This is a genomic window from Gordoniibacillus kamchatkensis, from assembly GCF_000829455.1.
In the GTDB taxonomy this organism is placed as follows: Bacteria; Bacillota; Bacilli; order Paenibacillales; family NBRC-103111; genus Gordoniibacillus; species Gordoniibacillus kamchatkensis.
In genome coordinates this window covers 1-21,921 of record NZ_JXAK01000085.1, presented here as the reverse complement: position 1 = coordinate 21,921, position 21,921 = coordinate 1, and the positions used below count along the sequence as shown (strand labels likewise).

The window sequence follows — 21,921 nt, the reverse complement described above, 5'->3', positions numbered from 1 at the left end:
CCGGCAACTGTCCACACCCCCCACTCCCACGCCTGTTCCTCCCAGCGGGCACCCGCCCGGCTTCAAAAAATTCGGGAAACTTATCCTCTCCGTTCGCATAGTTATTAAATACACCAGCCAAACAATAGAAGCCGGAGGCGGGGACGGAAGCGTAGGCGGAAGGAGGACCCCCATGGATATTTTTAAACGGATAGCGGAGCACCGGACGGAGAAGGAGCAGCTGGCGTGGACGGGGACTTTCGTGGACTATATCGAATTGATTCGCAAGCAGCCGGGCCTGACGATGACTGCCCATGCCCGCGTCTACGAGATGATCGCGTCGCACGGCGTTACCGAAGAGGGCGGCACGCGGAAATACCGGTTTTTCGAGAACGACATTTTCGGGCTTGATCGCGCGCTGGAGAAGCTGGTGGAAGAATATTTCCATTCGGCGGCCCGCCGGCTCGATGTGCGCAAGCGAATATTGCTGCTGATGGGACCCGTCAGCGGCGGCAAATCGACGATTGTGACGCTGCTCAAGCGGGGGCTCGAGCGATTTTCCAAAACGGATCGCGGTGCGGTTTACGCCATCAAAGGCTGCCCGATGCACGAGGAGCCGCTGCACCTGATTCCCGGCGAGCTGAGACCCGACATCGAGAAAGAGCTCGGCGTACGGATCGAAGGGACGCTGTGCCCGTCATGCCAAATGAGGCTCGAAACCGAATACGGCGGCCGGATCGAAGACGTGCTGGTCGAACGTGTGCTCATCTCCGAGGAGCAGCGCGTCGGCATCGGCACGTTTAGCCCGTCCGACCCGAAATCGCAAGATATCGCCGACTTGACGGGCTCGATCGACTTCTCCACGATTACCGAGTACGGCTCCGAATCGGACCCGCGCGCGTACCGGTTCGACGGCGAGCTGAACAAGGCGAACCGCGGCATGATGGAGTTTCAGGAAATGCTCAAGTGCGACGAGAAATTTCTGTGGAACTTGCTGTCGCTGACGCAGGAAGGCAACTTCAAGGCCGGCCGCTTCGCGCTAATCAGCGCTGACGAGCTCATCGTCGCGCACACGAACGAATCCGAGTACAAGGCGTTCATCGCCAACAAGAAAAACGAGGCGCTCCAGTCGCGGATGATCGTGATGCAGATTCCGTACAATTTGCGCGTCAGCGACGAGGAAAAAATTTATCACAAGCTGATCAAGCAGAGCGACATGTCGCACATTCATATCGCGCCGCATTCGCTCAGAGCCGCCGCCATTTTCTCGATTCTGACCCGGCTCAAGGAAAGCAAGAAGCAAGGCATGGATCTCGTGAAAAAGATGAAAATGTACGACGGCGAAGCGGTCGAAGGCTACAAGGACGCGGACCTGAAGGAAATGCAGAGCGAGTATACGGAGGAAGGGATGACGGGCATCGACCCGCGCTATGTCATCAACCGCATTTCGAGCGCTTTGATTCGCCAGGACCTTCAGTGCATTAACGCGTTAGACGTGCTGCGGGCACTCAAGGACGGCCTCGACCAGCATCCTTCGATTACGAAGGAGGAGCGGGAGCGGTATCTCAACTTCATCTCCGTCGCCCGCAAAGAATACGACGAGCTGGCCAAAAAAGAAGTGCAAAAAGCTTTCGTCTATTCGTTCGAGGAATCGGCCAAAACGCTGTTCAACAACTACCTCGACAACATCGAATCGTATTGCAACTGGACGAAAAATAAGTTACGATGATATGCACAAAAGAAGTTCGATAACCAAGCGCCTCTAACTCATTGTTGGAGGCGCTTTAATTCATCCATCGATATAATCTTAACCCCATGAATTGTTTATCATTTATTATCCTTCTGGACAATTAATCTTCTGATCGCTACTATAAGCCTGGGTAATTCATGAGAGCTTCTGCTGCTACAACTCTGGGATTTAAATCACCGTCAGCAATTTTCATAAGCGCTTCAGCTAGTAGATCGAGCATATCGCATTTCCACTCATCGTCATGAACCATGTCAACATATTCCTTCAATGGAATGACGAGTTCTTTTGTTTCGGACTCAAGTAGGTCTCGAAGTTGAGTCCGAATTTCTTGCTTCCTTTGTTTTACATACTGTTTATGTTCATCCCACTCAGACCAGTTGATTTTCATCTAGAACTGCTCCTTATTTTTGGTCATGTAATTCAATTTCAAGCTCGAACTCAAAAGGTCCCTTCCAATGTCGTTCTCGATTGTAACGCATTACCTTAATGATGGATTTAAGAATTTTGTTCTTTTCCTCTGCGTTTATGGCTTTTCTGTAAGCGATAAGCCCATTCTCCAGTCTAGGAATAGAAGAGGTCGCACTTTGTAACCTGGACATCTCAAGATTCGCTTTTTGCTCAGCCTTGATTAATTCCACCTCAAGGTGCTTAGTTTTAGAAGTGATATCATTCATGCGTTCGAGAAAAGTTTCCTTATCATAAATGCCATCCTCGTAGGCTTCGTGAGCTGCTGATTTTCTGCGGTTCTCTTTCTGTATCTCCTCTTTAATTTTTTCAATACGCTTTAAAGAGAGTTGTACTACTGCCTCAATATCATTTTTTTCCGATTCAAAAAAACGGCTTTGACTTTTCATGGCTATCAATATTTTCTCTATTTGCTCAAGCATCACTTGTTCAACTTTATGTGTTGCAATTCTTTTCTGATAGCACCTGGGTGTATTGCAGAATAGCCATATGCCGTTTCTTTCGGTGGGATTGTTGGCAACCATGGCATTACCGCATTTTTTACAACGCAGAACAGTTGCGAACATATTTATCATTTCTCTATCCTGACGAACAGGGGCGGTAATCCTTTCTTTAATGAGAAGCTGGACTTTGTCCCATATCTCCGGATCAATGATGTACGGATGAGCATTTTTGACCACAATCCATTTATTCGGATCATCTATTTTCTTTGTTTTGTAAGTCCCATCTTCCTGTTTCGTCCATTTAACACGGCCGTTTACCTGATCCCCTTTATATTTGGGATTGCTCAGAATTTTTCGTACAGTAACATGAGACCAACCGCCAGACTTTCCGCGGGGAGAAGGTATGTTCATTTCAGTTAACATTTCCGCTATTTTAACCCTTCCGAAACCTTCCAGACACCAAGCGTATATTTGACGAACGATCTTAGCCTCTTCTTCATTAATTACCAAGAATCCATTTTTACCCTTTCGATAACCGTACGGAGCCTTGGTAGCCAATTCTTTGCCGCTCTTAGCCGCGGCAATTTTCCCACGTGTTAGTCGCCGGCGTATTTGTTTATATTCCATTCTGGCAAGAAAAGTTTTAACCTCAACGCCAAATTCCCCGGACTCTTCATTCATGTTATACTGCTCGGAAGGTGTGATGATCAGGGTATCACTCTCTTTAAAGGCCCGTTCAATCCGGCCCTGATCCATCTTATCTCCACGGCCCAAACGGTCGATATCCATGACAAGAACGGCGTCATACTTCATTGACTTTACGTTCGCGAGAAGGGTTTGCATTTCAGGCCGTTCAGCGATATATTCTCCGGAAACGAGCTCTTCAAAAATGTCGATTACATTAAATCCTTCCCGCTTTGCAAGTGCTAACAACTCGGTGCGATGTTTCGAAAGCGTGTCGTAGGATTCACCGCGTGCAGCAGCTTCCTTCTCCTGAATAACATCTGAGCGTGATTTGCGTATGTAGATAGCAACATCCAGTGTCTTTAGTGCTTTCAAATTGCAATACACCTCGCAAGAAAAATATAAGTCCCTGAGGGACTTTTAACTTCATTGTATATTTGGAATCAATTGTAATCAACACCTATTTTCTTACTTCTGTCTTTCAATTTGTTCCGAAATTTTTGCATTTTTTTCTTAATCTGAGACAAAAAAACATCTTGGACAATGCTGGGATCAATATGTTCTGAGTCTTCTCTGGCTCTATTCCGCATTATAATTTCTTTAATCATTGTTCCAAAAAGAGAGGCCATAATCTTTGTGATACTTGCTCGCAAAGAATCATTTGTGGGAGTTTGGACGAAATACAGATTGTTCCATGTCTCATCGAAGTGCTTTATTTTTGTGATGTTCACAACATTTGTTGAATCAAAACTAATCAATCCTAAAGAGTGGCTTTCGAATTCGCCTAATCGAAGGAAGTCATAATATTTGTGACCATCATTTGTATAATAAATAAACCTTCGATTTTCTATTGAAACCATCCGTAAATCATCAATCAAATCTATGCAAACCCAGTTGCCTTTATCATCTGATGCAAGGATCTCCTCATCAATGCTTCTAAGGACAGTTCTTTTATATTCGCTCATATTTACCCTCAATTAGAGAATTGAAAATTTTATTCCATCTATTGATTATTGTCAATATTTATTTATCCGTTTGAAAGTTGTTTACTTACTGTGAAAAATCAAATACATTAATCATAGGGAAATGGTGCCCTTTACATACATAAAGGACACCGTTATTCCATCCATAACCCGTGGAGACTATTCCGAGGCAGCTGTGACCGCAGTTGCCTCGAACACGTAATGCGGTAAATCAGGCGATAAGGTAAGCATTGATAAAAGCATTTTGCACACTATTCGGAAATGAGATTCCTCGAGTAATTCGTTAATAACCACATGCTTTCGAGCCATAGTGCAAACATAAAATCCGGCAATGATTCCACTCATTTGTTTCCTATGAAACTTAACTCCCAATTCTAACAACGCTTTTTCATCTTCTGTCATCATAGGGCAAATACCTCTTGATTGAAGTTTTTTCCGGATTCAAAAATCAAAGTGACTGCAAACGTATAGGCATCACCTTTTTCAATATATGTAAATTGTTGTATCATATCCGATGATAACATAGCACAATTATGTAATATAGACTCGATTCAGCGCCTGAATCGGGTCTATTTTTATATTGACAAATTGTTATATTTGTGCTCGTGAAAAATATTGGTTGGAGTAAGTGTTCTCATTATAGCAAACATACGTTCGTGTGTGAAGCAAAAAAAAAGAAGGCAAGTTTAAAAATTATTTTTCAGAACCGCCTTTACTTTCCAGATCATCCATAAACAAACCTCGAAGGATGTTACGAATTTGCTTTCTTTCACTTTCGTTTAATGGAATTCCCCTAAACATTAAACGTTCTTTGTTCATCACATATTCTTCCAAATCAATAGGAACATCTTTACTTAATGTAATCTCATCTCTTCCGAGTAGAAAATCGATACTTACTCCATAAAAGTCTGCTAATTTTTGTAATGTTTCGAAATCCGCTTCGGTACTATCTGTTTCATACCTTGCATAAGATGCTCTGTTAATTCCCAGGCGATTAGAGACTTCTTGCTGTGAAAGATTCTTTTTGGCGCGGAGTTTTTTTAAAGTTTCTCCAAAAGTTCTCATGGTACCCCTCGATGAAAAAAATGATTTTATTTTATTATACGTGAAAAAAATTCACAAAAAAACAAATGTGAAAATATAAACACATGGCATATTGACTGTGAAAAAAAATGCACTATATAACTTTGTGTATAAAGTTCACAAAGGAGGTGCCTGCAACAATGAATGAGTGGCTCGCTGAAAAAAGAAATATAAAAGGATTGACTCATGAGCAGGTTGCCGAACTGGCGGGTATAGAAAGGTCCTACTATACAAAGATCGAGAATGGCCTAACGCCAAGCGTCAAAGTTGCTAAAAGTATTGCAGCTGTTCTCGATTTTAACTGGATTATTTTTTTTGAGGCGAAATGTGAAAAAAACGCACAAACAGAAATCATAGCCTAATACATGCTTCGGGGAGGTGATTTTCATGTCCAGTTCTGCTGCTCGAGCTCATATCCATAGTATCAGGGGTGATGAGCGAGTGACTGAAAAACCGAGTAAAACGGTCATTGCGCATAATGGCCAAACAAAGGTCACGTTAATCGGCAACTGGTTTTTCATGGATGCAGCGGAGATCGAACGAGAATACATGGCTGGGCTTGCAGCCGGAGATCCGTTTTTTCGCAACATCAATAATGTCCTCTGCTCAATTCGAACTAATAGTGATTCCAGTAACTGACATATTTAGTTTAGCCAAAAACCTTGTGACAATAAACCCTGTTTTTGTCACAAATTCTTTAAAGGAGGTGAATGAAGACGATGGGTTTGGCAGCAATTGAACGTGAAACGCGTAGAAGAACCGGCTTAAGTCAAGAAAAGTTCGGAAGATTGCTAAACGTTTCTCGAAGCCTTGTAGCAATGGCCGAAGTTGGAAAGCGATCATATCCAGAGGAATGCGATAAGAAGCTTTCCTCATTGTCATGGAAAAAGGCTCTTCAAATCGCTGATGACCGGTCTAATGGCTACATAACAAATATTTTGAAATTATTCCCGAATATGGACTTGCATCCGGCGGCTTTGAAAGAAATCCTTCTTCGGGATCTGGAAACCGCTCATAAAGAGCTGGAGGAATTACAAGTGGCCAAGCATTTTGATACCGAAAAGCGGAAGGCTAAGGCAAAACAAATCTATGTGAATCTGCTCAAAGTGGAGAGTGTTTCGGCCGTAATCCGTGGAGTTTTCGAGGATGAGTTTCAGTTAAATCGTGAAGAAATCATGAAAGAATTTGAAAAGCAAATTAAAAACAAGAGGTGATCCAAATCATGATGAACGCGGCGCTAAAACAACCGAAAAACGATCAGCAACCATTAATATCGGAAATTCAAAGACTTAGGAACCAAGTATCTGAACTAAAGGCCCGCAATGCTGCTCTAGAGACCGAGAATACGTTTCTCAGCCTTATCGGAAGATCGGCGGTGGAATATGGACAAAAGAGAGGTTATTAAGGAAGTCATTCTTGTGCCGACCGTTATGCTGCTGATGATTGTTGAAGTTCTATTCTTTGGAGTCTTAATAAAGTAAAGGGGCGTGCGTGCATGTTCGATCCACGGCAGTACATTTTAGATACTGTTCATAACCCAAGGCCAGCATCTGTGGAAATTTGGGCAACTCGAACTGAGAAGCTCTTGAATGTCGAAAAGCACATCAACCGACACCTTACAGTGGAAGAAAAGAAGATATTGACCTGGTTGGCAACAGGTGAGCCTCACGTTGTAGAGATGCTAAGTAGTTTATTCGATGAAATTGCCGGACAAAAAAGAAAAACAACCGCTGGCCGCAGTTGTTAATGAAAATCCTCCGCTAAGAGTCTTTTCGTTTCCCATTTTACTCTATTCGCTGCTGGGAGGTCAATGTCATGGTTGATCCGTCCGAACAATTTCGATGGTTAGAAGGCAAGCGAATTGAATGCATTCACCGAATTGTTTTGACCATAAAATGCCTCGGTTGGGACATGGATACCGCCGTTAGACATGCTTTGGCAAAATCTGATGGGATCCAATTTACGTATTGCCGAAATCCTGATCGAATTTCTGATTTGCAGTTTCACCGGCTAAAACAAGATGCTGAGGCTTATCTCGAGCATCTCAACAATTCAGTAGACAAGCCTTACGAAAGGAGACCTGTTTATGAGCCTCACCAAGGTAGAGCCGGACGTGATGGACTCCTTTTCAAATCCACCGGAGCTTTATCTCCAAATTCTGAAGCCAGTCGGAAAATGCGCATATAGTCGTTGTCGTGAAAATATCTATCCAGGGGATTCCTGCTGGATACATGCCGACGAACATTATTGCAATGCAGTGCACTTTGCACTAGAACAGGGCGCCGAGAAAACGATCGCCTAATAAGAAGGGATAACAACCATATGGTTACTGTGCAGGAAGTAAGCGATGTTGAAATCGCATTTGGCGGCAATATGAAGAATCTGCTACCCGATTATCATTCAATCCCCGAAGAGTTTCGTAATGATCGTACCAAGTGGAACAAAGTGTTTGCTGATTGGTTTTATTGCGGTCTTAAAATGTTGTCTGGGCTCCAAAAGAAGGAGTCGATACCCAAAAGGCTCTCCGTCACATAAAAGCGATCATGGCTTCTTGGGAGCCAAAACATGAGCATAAAGAGGCCGGCGTCGCATATCTGTTGAGCCAATTTTTCCACGATGTTACATATGAACGAGCAAAGTGATTTTTTTACCATCAAATCTATGAATCTATCCTATGAAAATCATGGAGGTACCCATAATGATGAAAGCCACTGGGATTGTAAGAAAAGTTGATGAGCTCGGCCGTGTCGTTCTTCCGATCGAGCTTCGCCGGACGCTGGGGATCGGCGAAAAAGATGCGCTCGAAATTTACGTTGATGACGAGCGGATCGTTCTTAAAAAATACGAACCGTCTTGCATCTTCTGTAGCAATGCTGACAATGTGTCGTATTTCAAAGGCAAATTGATCTGCGGCAGCTGCTTGGCCGATATGCCGGCGCCAGTTGGATCGAAGAAAGCGGTTTGACGGTATCTGGTGAGGGCGCGCCGCGCGCGCGCCTTCGGAGATGCTGCCAAGCATCAGAACAATAGGGAAGGAGGTTCACACCTTGATAAAACAAACCATGGAAGAATGGCGCACGGAAGCGAAAGAGCGATTCGGGGAAAAGACGGCAGATTGGCGTTTCATTTGCCCGCGATGCGGAAATGAACAAACTCCCCGCGACTTCGTAGAGAAAGCCGGAATGAAAGCAGAGGATGCGGCCAACACATCGTACCAAGGCTGCATTGGTCGTGAAGTGAAGGGAATCGGTTGCGATTGGGCGGCTTATGGACTGTTTGGCACGCTCGGCAAAGGGCGTATCGTCATTGCTCCAAACGGAAAGGAAGTCGAAGTGTTCGACTTTGCACCAATACAAGTAAAATAACCCCGCCTGCCAGCGGGGCCATATCTAATATCGTTAGTCCTATCATATCACGGTAGGGCGGAAAGGGGCAATATGAGCTCGGGTTTTTCAATTGACATGGCCTCGGAACAAGTCGAGATCAGAGTTGATCCAAGACAAACGTATTCTCCAGCAACGCTCGTTTTGCGTGGGAAAACTTTCGGTCTTGTACTGCAAGCGAGAGACGAACAACTTGCCGACATTGGAGATGCCATCAATCGTCATCTTAAAAGCATCCGTTACCATGAAATACCGGACCATCAGAGTAAATTGAATCATGAATATGAACCGGAGGCTGCCCATGAAACCGAAACATAGCAAACCGGATTCCCGCGGAATGATGTATGTCGCCTGCTCGGAATGCGCGCGCGGCGGTAACGGCGATCAAAGCTGCAGTTCCGGCTGGCAGATCAAACGAGGCGGCCCGGAGAAAGGCGCTTGCTTTTCCGGTAAGTTGCTTGACAAATTCACGGAAAGTGAGGCAACCGCATGAAAGAGATCAAACTCCTCAAACTCACGCTTCGAAATTTCAAAGGCATTAAAGAGTTCGTGTTAAGCCCAGACGGAGGCGATATCTCTGTGTATGGCGATAATGCCGCCGGCAAGACGACCCTTTTCGATGCGTTCGTATGGCTCTTATTCAACAAGGATAGTATGAACCGCGCCGACTTCGAGATTAAGACACTAGACGTCGCCGGCCAGCCGGTACATTTCCTCAATCACGAGGTCGAAGCTGTGCTGATGATCGATGGCCGCCGCAAGACGCTACTCAAATCATACGCCGAGAAATGGACTAAGAAGCGCGGATCCGTTACACAGGAGTTTAGCGGACACGAGACAACGTATTATGTTGACGGCGTACCTTTCAAAAAAACGGAATACGATGCAACCGTAGGCGCTATTGTGAACGAGAACATCTTCAAGCTACTCACGAATCCTGCATTTTTCAATGAGCAGCATAAATGGCAGGATCGCCGCAAGATCCTCTTGGAGGTATGCGGCGACGTCAGTGACGCCGAGGTCATCGCCAGCAACGATGCACTTTCCGCGCTGCCGGACATCCTCGGCGATCGAAGCATCGACGATCATCGCAAGGTGATCGCCGCGCGCCGATCCAAGATTAACGACGAGTTGGAGAAGATTCCGATACGCATCGACGAGGTGAGTCGATCGAAGCCCCAGCCCGACGGCGACCGGACGGAAATTCAAGCCCGTATTGATGCACTGCAGCAGCAGATTACCGACAAGCAAGACGAACTGGCTCGGCTGCAAAACGGCGGTGAGGTGGCGGTTAAGGAAAAACGACTGCGAGAACTCGAGGGCGAGCTGCTGCAGTTGAAAAACAAACTCCAAGCCGGCACCATGCAGATCATCGAAGCGAAGCGCATGGATGTCGCACGCCTGCGCACGGACCTTGAGACGGTCAAGTACGAACGCACAAAGATCGCTAATCGAATCTCCACGAACAGCGAAACAATTGAACAGAAAAAAGACGAGGCATCACGACTTCGGAAGCAGTGGTCGGAGGTCAACAGCGAGCAAATTCAGTATCATCACGACGAGAATTGCCCTACTTGCGGTCAAGCACTGCCTGCAGACCAAGTTGCAGCGGCACACGAGAACGCACAGGCGTCGTTTAACCTCTCCAAGTCACAACGGCTTGAGCAGATCAGCTTACGAGGCAAGGCAGCGATGGCAGAAGCCAAACGGCTGGAGGAAGAAAATGAAAGTCTTTCGGCCACGCTTGAGACGGCGACGAAGCATGCAGCAGACAAGGAAGCGGAGCTTCTTGCCGCACAGGACGAACTGACGGCGTTGCAAGCGGGCATGACTGTTGTTGAGTCCGATCCGAACTACATGGCCAAGCAAGAAGAGATCGCAACTGTACGCCGTGATATTTCCGCTCTCCGCTCGTCGGCACAAGGGGCAATCGAGGAGGTTCGACTCGCTCTAGCCGGTCTAAGAACTGAGCTTGAGAAGCAACAGAGGGCGTTTGCTGCCTTCAAGCAAGTCGAAGAGGCAGACCGTCGCATTGCCGAACTGGCGAAGCAGGAGAAGGATTTGGCTGCCGAATACGAGCGGTTGGAGCAAGAAAATTTCCTGACTGAGGAGTTCATTCGAACAAAAGTGGCATTGCTTGAGTCCAAGATCAACAGCAAATTCAAGCTCGCCCGATTTAAACTCTTCGAACAACAAATCAATGGTGGCGTTGCAGAATGCTGCGAGACGACATATAACGGTGTTCCTTATAGCGGCGGCCTGAACAATGGCGCCCGCATCAACGTCGGGCTCGACATCATCAATACACTCGCAGAACATTATGGCGTCACAGCGCCGATCTTCGTCGACAACGCCGAATCCGTTACCAGTCTGATCGAAACAAAGGGGCAGCAAATTAGACTCATTGTGCCGCCTAAATACGATGAACTTCCACTTGAAGTTAGAGAGTATTTGAGCACGCTTTATGGTGACTACGAAAAAGCGCTGAATGCTTGGAAAACCAAAAATAAACAGTTGCGCGTCGACTATGGCACAACCACAACTATCAAGGAGGCGGTATAACGTGTCAACTATGTCTACTGGTCTCACTAAAGTAAATGATGCTTTTCTGCCCATGATCGAGCAGCAGCTCGTCGGGAATGGCATCAATATGGATGGATATTCGCGGCAATGCGTTATGGCAGCCCTATCCGCTATGAATGCGGTACTAGATTCGAAGGGACTATCTTGGAATGATCCCCAACTCGATCGTAACAACGTGACACAAACCCTTTTGACGGTTGCGGCGCTCAAACTGAATGCAGCTGCAAGCCCGCGCGAAGTTTTCTTTCAGTTGCGAAACGTACAAATCAAGTCAAAGGACGAACATGGGAAAGAAATTACCGTTTGGAAAAAGCAAATCGAAATGGGGATCGAAGGCGATGGTAACGACGCCATCCTCGCCCGTTTCGGACGGAACGTGAAAGAAGTCCGTCAGTTCTGGCTCATCCGCGATGGTGACGATTGGGAATACCCTCAATTTAATGGACTAGAAATGACCCCTCCTAAATGGACGCCAAAAGGGCGTGGTGAAGTCGTCCGGGTCGTATATCCGATCATTCGTATGTTCGGTGACAGAGAAATTATCGAATATTACATTTCCGAGCGCGACGACGTAACGAAGAATCTCATCGCTCATATCAATAACAACCTCATGAATGAAACTTTCGGCATCGTGGGTAAACGCTACGACGCAACTCCTGATCAAAAAAAGAAAATCGATGCAAAAAAAGCGGAGATCCTGAATAAAGCAAAGGAACTAGGATTGGGTGCCCTTGACGACCCGGAATTGCAAAAATGGATTAGCCCAGCATGGACTGAGTTCCAAAGTCGCGAGGCCATGATTATACGCAAAATGCGAAATAACATCGTCAAGAAGATTCCCAAGGATTTCGGAAACGCCTTCATCGAGATGATCCATAGCGAGGCTACCGATGACTCAATGGCGGCCGCCAGGCGCGAAGTGGAACAGAACGCAAATAAAGAAGTGATTGACGTCCAAAGCAATCCAGTAAATGAGCCGGCTGCACCCGTAGCGGAGCATTCGGATCCGGAATCGACACCAACCAGTCATTCCGAGCATCCTTTTTCGGACCCGACGGGAAAGCCAACTGATGATACTGTCGCCCAACAGGATCTGTTCATGCAAGAAGAGATCGAGCGCGCTACAGCGGCTGCAGCTTCAGATGGACCAGGATTCTGATGATCGACATTCAGCCGCTCGGATCCAGCAGCGCTGGCAATGCTTACCGTATATCTGACGGTAAGACGGCCTTGCTACTGGAAGCCGGCATCCGCTTCACCGACCTCCGGCGCGCTCTTGGCTTCCGCGTTTCGGACATCGCCGGCTGCCTCATCTCTCATGAGCATGGTGACCATTGCAAGGCGGCGGCAGATCTGGCGAAGGCAGGCGTCGACATCTACGCCTCCGAAGGAACGCTGTCCGCCCTGAAACTGCCACAGCACCGCAGCCGGACCATACGGGCTAAAGAGCAGTTTATGATCGGTACCTGGACGATCATGCCGTTTGATGTGGAGCACGACGTAGCGGAGCCGCTAGGATTTCTTCTGATGAACGAGCAGTTGGAAAAACTCGTTTTCATCACCGACAGCTTCTATTGCCGGTACCGATTTTCCGGACTCACACACATCATGATCGAGACGAATTTTAGCGAGCGCATATTGGATGAGAACATTCTAGCTGGCCGCGTGCCGGCAGTCATGAAGTCTCGGCTGCTGCGTTCGCATTTCAGTCTCGAGAACGCCAAAGAGTTTTTTAAAGCAAACGATTTAAGCAAAGTGCAGGAGATATGGCTCCTTCATCTCTCGGATACAAACAGTGACGAAGCGCTCTTCAAGCGCGAAATCCAGGAGCTCACTGGCAAACATGTGCTGGTTGCTCAAAGATAGGTGGTTATGAAATGAAAAACGGAAAAAGACCAACGAAAGCGCAAAAGATCATCATGATCGCAGCCCAATTGGATCCGGATGATTGGCTGGTAGTGAAGAACCTCTCCGGAGAGATGCATATTGTTCACCGGCAGACGGAGCAAAAAAAGATCATACCGGCTTAGGGGTTGAAGGCAATGCCACAAGTCTTTATCGACCGATTTTATAATCTACCTGCTGGACCCTGCATTAATTGCGAACATGTTATAGAATCACAAATCTATTATTACTGGCAAGAACGCAACGTTTACTTGTGCTCTGATTGTTTGCTTGCGCTTTACGAAAGGTGCTTTACAATTCCTCGTTTTTCTGAAAACTCGGCTGAAAAATATCGTAAAGCGAAAATACCTGAGAGCCTTCGTTGGAAGATATGGGAAAGGGATGATTTTACTTGCCAGTATTGCGGCACTCGTACCAACCTGACAATTGATCATGTAATTCCAGAAGTACAAGGTGGATCGATGGTTGAAGAGAATCTAGCTACTGCATGCATCACCTGTAATACCCGAAAGGGGGGCAGAACGCCGGATCAAGCCGGCATGAAGCTCCTTAAAGACCAAAAGTAAGGGAAGGTGGTGATGGGTGGCTGGTTACATAAAGGACCATCGAAAGGAACTCGACAGCGATATATGGGCCATGCCACCTCTATATCATAGGGTATGGCAGTACTTGAAGTACAAGGTTAACCATGATGCTGCAGAGATTCCGATGCGAGATGGTAGCCGGTTTAAACTCGAACCAGGTCAGCACCTGACCAGTATTCGTGCGATTGCCAAAGGGGTAGGTTGGTACGAAGGACGAGTTTGGAAAGAACCGAATCCGAAGACGATCGACACGATAATCCGGTGGCTCGAAAAATCAGAAATGATTCGAGTTGACCGCGATAAGGGTAACAAAGGATATACGCTAATAAGCCTTATAAATTGGGCATTCTATCAAACGGAAACTGTTTCTAGTAACAACAAAGTAACGATAGAGAAACAGTCCGTGGATATAAACAATAATAATAAAGAATTTAATACTACTACCACTACCGACGCGGAACCAAACAGTTCGCCGATTGACCCGTTCACTGGACAACCAAAGCCGGCGTATATCGTTTTGCAGGACACCTTTTGTGAAATGCATCAAAAAATCGATATCAACCTGACGCAGAAAGAGCGGCTACTCATGAAGCAGATGGTTGATGGAGATAAAATTCCTGTCCAACTGATCATCAGAGTCATGAAGGATGTCTATGGCGAACGAACCGCGGAGGGAACAGTGATCACGTCGTTCCTGTACTACAAGAACCCAGTCTATGACGTTTGGCGCAAAGAGCAAGCCTTAACTGACTTCGTACCAACCGAAGCGGTCGCCCTAGGCGCTTCCCAAACTGATCCCGTGCCATTCGGGACCGTCGCCCCGGGAAGCACTCGCAAGAGCCAAAGACAAAAACTAGACGAGCTATATCGACTCGAGCAGGAGGAGCTAAGAAATGACTCGACTAGAGACGATTAAGCTGTTTCGAATGATCACCATCGCCTACCCCATGTTCGACGGCACTGATACAGACAAAATAGCATTCTGGCACGAGCAAATGAGAGATGTGTCCTTGGAATCTGCAGTTCAAAACCTGAAAATATATGCAAGGACTGAAAAATTCCCTCCGTCGATAGCAGACCTCAGCCGGTCTACTGAGCCCGAAAAAGACTTCTCGTCACAATATCACGAGAGTATGAGGGGTCAGGCCCAGCAGCACCTCACGAACCTGGAGGAATGGCGAGAAAAGGCTGTAGGGCCGACACCAGAACAACGGGAAAGGGTGCGTGCGATCTTTGCAAAACGAAAGAATTGATTTACCACTGCCGCACAACCTAGAAGCGGAGCAGGCAGTTCTGGGCGCCATTCTGTTAGAGAATGAGGCTTTCGACGCCGCCGACGAAAAGCTGATCGGGGATGAATGGTTTTCCGGTGCTCATGATCGCATTTATCAGGTAATGCGCAACATGCGAGATGATAGTGAGCCGATCGACTTGGTTACTTTGACGGCGAGGTTACAGGAAGCCGGTCAATTGGAGGCCGTCGGTGGCGTCGGGTATCTAGGTGCTCTTGCCAAGGCAGTTCCGACCGCAGCGAATGTCGAGTACTACGCCGGAATCGTTGCGGAAGAGTCCGCAAAGCGGAGAAACATTCTCGAGGCTAAAGCACTTTTCGAGGCCGCAAAGAAAGGCGGGGACCCAGCGGAACTAGCGGCCGCCATGTCTGATAAGGCAGCGGCACTGGCGGATCGGACGGCAAAAGGAAGAGATTTCCGCAGCATGCGTGAAGTCATGGAAGATACTTTCGAAATCATTGAGCAGCGCTATACATCTCGTACACACTCCGGCGTCACAGGCATACCTACTGGTTATGATGACCTAGATCGTATGACTGGAGGTTGGCAAAAGAGTGACCTGATTATCGTCGCAGCCCGTCCATCTGTCGGTAAAACGGCGTTTGCACTTAATACCGCTGAACATGCAGGCATTCGTGCGAGGAAAACAGTAGCAATATTCAGCGAGGAAATGTCTTACACACAACTTGGACAACGAGCGATCAGTGCAGAGGCTAATGTTGATGCAGGCCGCCTCCGGACCGGTTACCTTGAGGGCGATGATTGGGAAAAATTGACCCTGGCGATGGGGGAACTATCAGAGGCAAATATTTACATCGATGATACTCCCGGCATCGCCGTTTCCGATATTCGTGCGAAGAGCCGGCGCCTCAAGAAACGAGTTGGGCTGGACATGATTCTTATCGACTATCTGCAACTTGTTACGGTACGCGGCCGGCGCGAGAATCGGCAGCAGGAAGTGTCGGAAATATCCCGCACGCTGAAACAGATCGCGCGCGAGCTCGATGTGCCGGTCATCGCGCTATCCCAACTCAGCCGGGGCGTAGAGCAGCGGCAGGACAAGCGACCGATGATGTCCGATCTCAGAGAGTCGGGCGCCATTGAGCAAGACGCGGATATTATCGCCTTCCTGTATCGCGACGACTATTACGACAAGGAATCCGAGAAGAAGAATATCATCGAAATCATTATCGCCAAGCAACGGAACGGGCCAGTCGGGACGGTTGAACTCGCGTTCTTGAAGAATTTTAACAAGTTCGTGAGTCTCGATAGGACGCACCATTCGGCCACATCCTCAACCCATAGGGAGGAAGTAAGCGATGAAAAAGCTGCGGATACCTGGTATGGAGGCCGGCGCCGAAGATAACATGACTGAGCTTTACTGGGTGGCATGCAATCCGTCATTCGATTTGGATATTCGTTACTCGGCAGTCCATCAAATGCTTGCTCATAAACACATAAACAGCTATCTGAAGTATGGAATTCCTTACAGCAACCGTGACGCATATATAATTCGCTCAATCACAGATAATCGAATGGTTGCCAATACACTAGGACGAACGCCCAGAGCTATTCGGGAAAAGCGTTATGCAATACATAGAAAATCCGGCTATTCGGAAAATCGTGTTGAAAGCTTAAAACCAAAAAACCATTTATGAAAGAAAATGGGTTTAATTAATTCAAATATTAGGGGGGTTTTTTATGATACCTGTCAGCAGTATTAAACTCCAAAATCATATTGATGAAGAGAAAAAGAAACATATGTTATGGGCTTTTCTCGCATCCCATGGATCTGGTGAAGGTGGATACTATCAAGGTTATTTAGCTGCTTTACGGGATATTGAAGAAAATATGAAGAGCGGAAAGCTGGACTTAGTATGAGTAGTTATTTGGAAATTGAATAGACCGTTTCAACCCTAAAATCCGAATACCCGAAAATCCAAAGGAGGCAGGCTATCGTGTCAATCCAGGTAAGATTGTTGCAAAGCATCATGGATTTCCGCAAAAAAAACTTCAACCTCACTCAGGAGCAATTCGCTGAGTTGTACGAAGATCGTTTTTCGGTGTCAGTTGAATTGGTACTTGATGCAGTGAAAAAAGCGGAAAAGGACGATGCTCCTCCGGTTGACGACGACCTCCTTTATTCCTTGGGTGAATATTACTCAAGCCAATATGTTGAGAAAAATAAACCTTGGGTTCGGGAAATTCCTTTCGCCGAATGGATGCAGCGGCAACTCAATTCGGGAGGGCATATCGATGTCGGCCAACTCTAAAATCGAATGGACAGACCACACATTCAACCCATGGGTAGGTTGTATGAAGGTGAGCCCAGCATGCGACCACTGCTATGCCGAGGCATGGGCGAAGCGTACCGGGCAAGTAGATCTATGGCGGGGCAGACGGCACAGGACGAGCCTTCAAAACTGGAATCAACCGCGGAAATGGAACCAGCGACATAAACATTTTTTCGCTGAACACGGCCGCAAGCAGCGAGTTTTTTGCGCAAGTTTGTCTGACGTGTTTGACAATTCGGTACCGGAGAAATGGCGCGATGATCTTTGGCAGTTGATCCGCGATACTCCAAATCTCGACTGGCTACTCCTGACGAAGCGGCCACAGAATATCGCGAAAATGCTGCCGGCCGATTGGGGAGCCGGATACCCGAACGTTTGGTTGGGGACGACGGTGGAGAATCAAGCGGAGGCTGACCGGCGGATCCCGCTGCTCCTGCAGACGCCGGCGGCGGTGCGGTTTCTATCATGCGAGCCGCTGCTGGGGGCGGTAAATCTGGTTCAAACAGGAGCAATGGGGTGCAACTGTCCCGATGTTGAATTAACAAATGGGACTACCGAGGAGAGTTGTTCCGGGCAATGTACGTTTTACAAGAATGCAATTGACAAATTAGGACGGATCGACTGGGTAATCGTAGGCGGCGAAAGCGGACCCGGCGCCCGGCCGATGCATCCAGATTGGGCTCGTGATATACGCGATCAATGCGCCGCTGCTGCCGTCCCGTTCTTTTTCAAACAGTGGGGAGAGTGGCGTGAGTCAGTTCCTGGAGAAATCATCTCCGGCCGTCAACAAAGCATGATCGTTTACGGCCACAAAAAGAACGTCGGTGTACTCCGATTTGGTAAGAAATCAGCCGGTCGCATACTCGACGGCCGCATATGGGGCGATTTCCCGATTGTCAGAGGTTCCTAATGGCACCGCGAGTCGGCGTTCCATGCTTCTGCGGCCGACTCAATCGCGTGGATGCCGAATGTACCGAGTTCACGTGCTTTTGCGGCATCACTCTGATTCGTATAGGTCCGGCGCCGGGACAATGGAAGCAGAAAAAGAGATCGAAGTACAACAACAAAAAAGTTGAAATCGATGGTCATGTATTCGATTCACAGGCTGAGGCTGATTATTATGTCTACTTGAAACAGCTGCAGGCAACCGGATTGGTACTCAGCTTTGAACTTCAGCCGCGGTTCACTCTTATAAAAGCCTTCCAAAAGAATGGGATTAAATTCCCGGAAAGAGAGTATGTCGCAGACTTCTTGGTTCATTATGCGGATGGACGAACCACTATCGAAGACGTAAAGGGCAAGGAGACTGAGGTTTTCCGGCTGAAACGTACCCTTTTCGAAGAACGATATCCCGACAAATGGTTGCGCTTAATTCGGAAAGTTGATGGTGCTTGGGTTGCGGACGATGATGTAGCGAAATCATTGAAACGGAAACGAAGAAAATCGAAAGGTCGGCGAGAATGATGGAAGTGAAAAAAATCGAAGTCGGATCAAAAGTAAAATGGGTAAGTCAATCTCAAGGAAGCGTTAAGGAAAAAGCCGGCATTGTACATGCGGTGGTCGAGGCGGGCGCGAACGCGATGTCTCTGCTTCCGACCGGTATAGTTAGTTCACAAATCAAATTCGACACCTGGCGTTCGTTGCATAAACGATACATCATAGCCGTTCCGCGCGGAGGTAAAAGCCAGAAGATCGACTATTATTGCCCGCGCGTCGGCGATTTACAGTTGAGGAATGACTGACTATGCCGACTTGGGTGAATGCACATCCTTGGCTTGCTGAAGCGGTAAAACAAGCGGGCGGCCAAGTGGTACGGATCGGGTCGAAGCCATGGGCGCACTTCAATGGCCCAGACGCCGTCGAAAGAGCCAAGGCAGTCGAGGACGTTTATGAGAAGGTGCATGGTTGGCGGCGAAGCGGAGTACGTCCGTGGCGAGAAGATCAGGACTTCGATTATGCCATTCGGTTGGATTGATAAGGGAGAGATGAATGCATGAAAAAGACTGACATTAAGGTTGGAGATACCCATCATAACGGAACAGATAAGTTGGTTGCTGACCGCAAGAATTATAGGGAACGACGTCTCTTTGAAATAACCGAAAAAAGCCCGTATTCGTGGGCTAAGCCACAACTTTGGGCAAAGTACATTGAGGTTCGCAAAGGTGATAGGCTGATCTTCCAACCGAAGGAGCAAATATGTACCCTGTCATCTTATGCTTCTTGGGCAAAAGGTATTGTGCAAAGCTGAATAACGAGGAACTTGGAGGTGGTATAAGTGGCAATTGAAGCACATAAATGCAATCAACCCGAATGTAAGGGTTTCGTGGTTTTCGAGAACGCCGACTTTGATCTTAAAGACATCCAGACCGACGAAAAGTATGGCTGCTACGCTTTTGATAGACCGCATTGTAGCGAATGCAGAAAAGAATTTCTTGTCATTCCGCATTACATCGTAATTGACGTAAATGACAAAGATTTTGGAGAATGGGAGCAAATTGAATCGGCTTGTATCACCGAATTTGAGCGACGCCAACGCGAATTGAAGATGCACGCAGGCTGAATATCGAAGGACATGACGGGTGGTAATGATATGTTCGAAGCAATCAAAGACGTCATTAAAGAGACATCGCAAAAGCTGAGTGAAGTCGCCGGAAATCGATGCCAGAAATGCCCTGCATTTTGGGAACAAGTCGATTATTGGGGCGAAGATGATGCTGGCTGTACCCTACATCGCGATCACCTCGAATTCTGCCCGTTGTCGCTTCTGCCGCAGGCAATCATGAAGCCTTATGTCAAATTCAAGGAACGACAGGAAGAAAGGTATTGGGAAAAATTATACGAACAGGAACTTGAAAAGGAGCGAGAAGAACATTTTCTTGACGGACAGGTTTGAATACTGAGGAACTTGGAGGGCTGACCCTTGAGCAATGAAACAACGAAGGCCCCAGAAGAAGAGGTTCATTACCAACTCTATAAACTGCTCGCGTTCGCCATACAAGAATTGAGCTATTTCGCAAGTGAGGATAAAATCGCCGAATGTTTAGAACTGCCAGGCTCTGCGCGAATTATTGCAAATAGAGCACAAATGGCGGTCAGTCGCATCGAGGAACAAGACCCTCATTTCTTTTCAGGATATATCAAATACCGTAAAAAGAAATGAACACCGACTGAATATTTAAGTACCATCACAGATGAAAGGATAACCCTGATACGGCCCCCGCTGCGCTAGGCGGATTCGGTCGGGTCGAAGAAAAGACAAGGACGGTGAATGAGATGCGAATAGGGATACTCGACATAGACACCAAAAAAGAGACGGATGGATTCGGGCGCAAGTCTAAGTATCCCAATATCGCGTGTGGCAAGATATATGGTTACCACAAGCTTAACGGCGACGAGGTAATTTACCCCTATAATGGCGAGAAAGTCGATCGTCTGTACATCTCTACTATCTTCACGGCAACACGCCCAATGATAAAGCGGATGTTGCCTTACTGGGAACAACGTGCTGATGAAATCCTGATCGGCGGAACCGGATGGGATGACTACACGAAAGCGCCGTATACCATAACCGGGCTTCCACCCGAGATTGAAGCCATACCACACATGAATTGGACATATGAGATGTACGACATTAATTACGGGATTGGGTTTACAACCCGTGGTTGTCATGTGGGCTGTTCGTTCTGTGTAGTCCCCAAGAAAGAAGGGATGACCGAATACCGCGATGTAACGGTAAAAGACTTGATTAACCCGCGCGGTAAGCATGTGATTCTGATGAATAACAACTCTCTGGCACATAAAGATTTTTACGAAGACATCGAGGAAATCAAGGAATACGGCTTAACGGTTCATTGGGATCAAGCGAATGACATTACTCTTGTCACGCCGAAGGTAGCTCAAGCATTAAGGTCAGTTGATTATCGTGGATTCGACGGAAAGAAAAAACAGTTGTTCTTCGCCTTTGATCTGATGACCAAGAAGAAGATAGACCCCGAAACCGGAGGAACAGTGACTTACGACATGACCAAAGTCGTGCCGGAACGGGTAAAACTTCTCAACGAATTCGGTATCCCATCACATCACCTAGTCTTCTATATGCTCATCGGCTTCAACACTACCGAGGAAGAGGACTTGGAGAGAGTAGAAATCCTACGGAGCCTTGGATGCGAGATTTACCCGATGCTGTACAGGGACTTAAACGGAAAAGTAGGAGTCGATTGGCGCGGTAATCCACAGCCGTTCCACGTTCGAGCTTTGCGGGACTGGATCAATAGTGGCGTCTACCGGAAAACACCATTTAAGGACTTCGACAGGCGCGATCGGCACAAGAAGCAGCGGCAAATTGAGGAAATGCAGATAGCTATGTTCTAGGCCGAAGGCCCCTGAATCGACCGAATCCGCTTAGCCGAAGGCGGAGGCCGAGCCAAGGGAAAAGAAAAGAGAGGTGTAATGGGTGAGCAGCCATACATTCGTCGAAATGTTCGCCGGCATCG

Annotated in this window: 33 protein-coding genes and 1 pseudogene; 29 read left to right on the top strand and 5 right to left on the bottom strand. The window is 47.2% G+C overall.

Annotation, left to right across the window (positions count from 1 at the left end):
• Positions 1 to 172: 172 nt before the first annotated feature.
• Positions 173 to 1,693: pseudogene (locus SD70_RS29760) on the top strand (PrkA family serine protein kinase); the annotation flags it as partial.
• Positions 1,694 to 1,847: 154 nt separating this feature from the next.
• Here SD70_RS29760 and SD70_RS29755 read toward each other — a convergent pair.
• The 5 genes from SD70_RS29755 to SD70_RS29735 form a co-directional block, all read right to left on the bottom strand.
• Positions 1,848 to 2,117, bottom strand: coding sequence for a hypothetical protein (locus tag SD70_RS29755; protein ID WP_041052180.1), 270 nt, complete (start codon positions 2,115 to 2,117; stop codon positions 1,848 to 1,850).
• Between the two features lie 13 nt (positions 2,118 to 2,130).
• Positions 2,131 to 3,696 (bottom strand): recombinase family protein, encoded by a 1,566-nt coding sequence (locus SD70_RS29750; protein WP_041052179.1) that lies wholly within the window; start codon positions 3,694 to 3,696, stop codon positions 2,131 to 2,133.
• Between the two features lie 68 nt (positions 3,697 to 3,764).
• The gene (locus tag SD70_RS29745; protein WP_041052178.1) at positions 3,765 to 4,286 is read right to left on the bottom strand and encodes a hypothetical protein; all 522 of its coding nucleotides are present in this window, start codon (positions 4,284 to 4,286) and stop codon (positions 3,765 to 3,767) included.
• Positions 4,287 to 4,463: 177 nt separating this feature from the next.
• Entirely contained in the window at positions 4,464 to 4,709 is a 246-nt protein-coding gene (locus SD70_RS29740; RefSeq protein ID WP_041052177.1) for a hypothetical protein, read from the bottom strand.
• Between the two features lie 288 nt (positions 4,710 to 4,997).
• Positions 4,998 to 5,369 (bottom strand): helix-turn-helix domain-containing protein, encoded by a 372-nt coding sequence (locus SD70_RS29735; protein WP_041052176.1) that lies wholly within the window; start codon positions 5,367 to 5,369, stop codon positions 4,998 to 5,000.
• A gap of 158 nt (positions 5,370 to 5,527) precedes the next feature.
• On the opposite strand from SD70_RS29735, the gene SD70_RS29730 reads away from it, so the two are divergent.
• The 28 genes from SD70_RS29730 (at position 5,528) to SD70_RS29590 (ending at position 21,799) form a co-directional block, all read left to right on the top strand.
• Positions 5,528 to 5,749, top strand: a complete 222-nt coding sequence (locus SD70_RS29730; RefSeq protein WP_041052174.1) for a helix-turn-helix transcriptional regulator — start codon at positions 5,528 to 5,530, stop codon at positions 5,747 to 5,749.
• Positions 5,750 to 5,774: 25 nt separating this feature from the next.
• Positions 5,775 to 6,026: a hypothetical protein gene (locus tag SD70_RS29725; RefSeq protein WP_041052173.1), complete on the top strand. Its 252-nt coding sequence runs from the start codon at positions 5,775 to 5,777 to the stop codon at positions 6,024 to 6,026.
• An 80-nt stretch (positions 6,027 to 6,106) separates the two neighbouring features.
• Complete coding sequence (locus tag SD70_RS29720; protein ID WP_041052172.1) at positions 6,107 to 6,601, top strand: helix-turn-helix transcriptional regulator; 495 nt, start codon at positions 6,107 to 6,109, stop codon at positions 6,599 to 6,601.
• Between the two features lie 281 nt (positions 6,602 to 6,882).
• Positions 6,883 to 7,134, top strand: coding sequence for a hypothetical protein (locus tag SD70_RS29710; RefSeq protein WP_041052170.1), 252 nt, complete (start codon positions 6,883 to 6,885; stop codon positions 7,132 to 7,134).
• A 68-nt stretch (positions 7,135 to 7,202) separates the two neighbouring features.
• Entirely contained in the window at positions 7,203 to 7,574 is a 372-nt protein-coding gene (locus SD70_RS36565) for a hypothetical protein (protein ID WP_156158266.1), read from the top strand.
• 135 nt (positions 7,575 to 7,709) lie between these two features.
• The gene (locus SD70_RS29700; protein WP_041052168.1) at positions 7,710 to 7,922 is read left to right on the top strand and encodes a hypothetical protein; all 213 of its coding nucleotides are present in this window, start codon (positions 7,710 to 7,712) and stop codon (positions 7,920 to 7,922) included.
• Positions 7,923 to 8,082: 160 nt separating this feature from the next.
• On the top strand, positions 8,083 to 8,352 hold the full coding sequence (locus tag SD70_RS29695) for an AbrB/MazE/SpoVT family DNA-binding domain-containing protein (protein ID WP_394298037.1): 270 nt from the start codon (positions 8,083 to 8,085) through the stop codon (positions 8,350 to 8,352).
• A gap of 40 nt (positions 8,353 to 8,392) precedes the next feature.
• Complete coding sequence (locus SD70_RS29690) at positions 8,393 to 8,752, top strand: VVA0879 family protein (protein ID WP_082053760.1); 360 nt, start codon at positions 8,393 to 8,395, stop codon at positions 8,750 to 8,752.
• Between the two features lie 72 nt (positions 8,753 to 8,824).
• Positions 8,825 to 9,088, top strand: a complete 264-nt coding sequence (locus SD70_RS36560) for a hypothetical protein (protein WP_156158265.1) — start codon at positions 8,825 to 8,827, stop codon at positions 9,086 to 9,088.
• 171 nt (positions 9,089 to 9,259) lie between these two features.
• Positions 9,260 to 11,332 (top strand): AAA family ATPase, encoded by a 2,073-nt coding sequence (locus tag SD70_RS29675; RefSeq protein WP_052488051.1) that lies wholly within the window; start codon positions 9,260 to 9,262, stop codon positions 11,330 to 11,332.
• 10 nt (positions 11,333 to 11,342) lie between these two features.
• Positions 11,343 to 12,512 carry a hypothetical protein gene (locus SD70_RS29670; RefSeq protein WP_231571663.1) on the top strand — a complete coding sequence of 390 codons (1,170 nt, stop codon included), beginning with the start codon at positions 11,343 to 11,345 and terminating at the stop codon, positions 12,510 to 12,512.
• Entirely contained in the window at positions 12,512 to 13,219 is a 708-nt protein-coding gene (locus SD70_RS29665; RefSeq protein ID WP_041052164.1) for an MBL fold metallo-hydrolase, read from the top strand. Before SD70_RS29670 ends, SD70_RS29665 begins: the two co-directional genes overlap by 1 nt.
• A gap of 11 nt (positions 13,220 to 13,230) precedes the next feature.
• A complete protein-coding gene (locus SD70_RS37280; protein WP_197081228.1) occupies positions 13,231 to 13,383 on the top strand; it encodes a DUF6906 family protein in 153 nt (50 codons plus the stop codon).
• Between the two features lie 12 nt (positions 13,384 to 13,395).
• On the top strand, positions 13,396 to 13,824 hold the full coding sequence (locus tag SD70_RS35475) for an HNH endonuclease (RefSeq protein ID WP_082053759.1): 429 nt from the start codon (positions 13,396 to 13,398) through the stop codon (positions 13,822 to 13,824).
• A 103-nt stretch (positions 13,825 to 13,927) separates the two neighbouring features.
• The gene (locus SD70_RS34280) at positions 13,928 to 14,758 is read left to right on the top strand and encodes a hypothetical protein (protein WP_156158264.1); all 831 of its coding nucleotides are present in this window, start codon (positions 13,928 to 13,930) and stop codon (positions 14,756 to 14,758) included.
• Entirely contained in the window at positions 14,736 to 15,095 is a 360-nt protein-coding gene (locus SD70_RS29650) for a replicative helicase loader/inhibitor (protein WP_041052163.1), read from the top strand. Before SD70_RS34280 ends, SD70_RS29650 begins: the two co-directional genes overlap by 23 nt.
• Positions 15,076 to 16,500, top strand: coding sequence for a replicative DNA helicase (gene dnaB / locus SD70_RS29645; protein WP_082053758.1), 1,425 nt, complete (start codon positions 15,076 to 15,078; stop codon positions 16,498 to 16,500). The genes SD70_RS29650 and dnaB overlap by 20 nt, the downstream gene beginning before the upstream one ends.
• On the top strand, positions 16,454 to 16,792 hold the full coding sequence (locus tag SD70_RS36555; RefSeq protein ID WP_156158263.1) for a hypothetical protein: 339 nt from the start codon (positions 16,454 to 16,456) through the stop codon (positions 16,790 to 16,792). Before dnaB ends, SD70_RS36555 begins: the two co-directional genes overlap by 47 nt.
• Positions 16,793 to 16,835: 43 nt before the next feature.
• On the top strand, positions 16,836 to 17,015 hold the full coding sequence (locus tag SD70_RS29640) for a hypothetical protein (protein ID WP_041052162.1): 180 nt from the start codon (positions 16,836 to 16,838) through the stop codon (positions 17,013 to 17,015).
• Between the two features lie 77 nt (positions 17,016 to 17,092).
• On the top strand, positions 17,093 to 17,407 hold the full coding sequence (locus SD70_RS29635; protein ID WP_041052161.1) for a hypothetical protein: 315 nt from the start codon (positions 17,093 to 17,095) through the stop codon (positions 17,405 to 17,407).
• On the top strand, positions 17,391 to 18,338 hold the full coding sequence (locus SD70_RS29630) for a phage Gp37/Gp68 family protein (protein ID WP_041052160.1): 948 nt from the start codon (positions 17,391 to 17,393) through the stop codon (positions 18,336 to 18,338). The genes SD70_RS29635 and SD70_RS29630 overlap by 17 nt, the downstream gene beginning before the upstream one ends.
• On the top strand, positions 18,338 to 18,892 hold the full coding sequence (locus SD70_RS29625; RefSeq protein ID WP_082053757.1) for a DUF1064 domain-containing protein: 555 nt from the start codon (positions 18,338 to 18,340) through the stop codon (positions 18,890 to 18,892). The genes SD70_RS29630 and SD70_RS29625 overlap by 1 nt, the downstream gene beginning before the upstream one ends.
• Positions 18,889 to 19,170 carry a hypothetical protein gene (locus tag SD70_RS29620; RefSeq protein ID WP_156158262.1) on the top strand — a complete coding sequence of 94 codons (282 nt, stop codon included), beginning with the start codon at positions 18,889 to 18,891 and terminating at the stop codon, positions 19,168 to 19,170. Before SD70_RS29625 ends, SD70_RS29620 begins: the two co-directional genes overlap by 4 nt.
• 251 nt (positions 19,171 to 19,421) lie before the next feature.
• A complete protein-coding gene (locus SD70_RS29610) occupies positions 19,422 to 19,676 on the top strand; it encodes a hypothetical protein (protein ID WP_041052157.1) in 255 nt (84 codons plus the stop codon).
• A gap of 27 nt (positions 19,677 to 19,703) precedes the next feature.
• On the top strand, positions 19,704 to 19,988 hold the full coding sequence (locus tag SD70_RS29605) for a hypothetical protein (RefSeq protein WP_041052156.1): 285 nt from the start codon (positions 19,704 to 19,706) through the stop codon (positions 19,986 to 19,988).
• 30 nt (positions 19,989 to 20,018) lie between these two features.
• Positions 20,019 to 20,321 (top strand): hypothetical protein, encoded by a 303-nt coding sequence (locus SD70_RS29600; protein WP_041052155.1) that lies wholly within the window; start codon positions 20,019 to 20,021, stop codon positions 20,319 to 20,321.
• Between the two features lie 27 nt (positions 20,322 to 20,348).
• The gene (locus SD70_RS29595; protein WP_041052154.1) at positions 20,349 to 20,588 is read left to right on the top strand and encodes a hypothetical protein; all 240 of its coding nucleotides are present in this window, start codon (positions 20,349 to 20,351) and stop codon (positions 20,586 to 20,588) included.
• 113 nt (positions 20,589 to 20,701) lie between these two features.
• The gene (locus tag SD70_RS29590; RefSeq protein ID WP_156158261.1) at positions 20,702 to 21,799 is read left to right on the top strand and encodes a radical SAM protein; all 1,098 of its coding nucleotides are present in this window, start codon (positions 20,702 to 20,704) and stop codon (positions 21,797 to 21,799) included.
• The last annotated feature ends 122 nt before the right edge of the window (positions 21,800 to 21,921 follow it).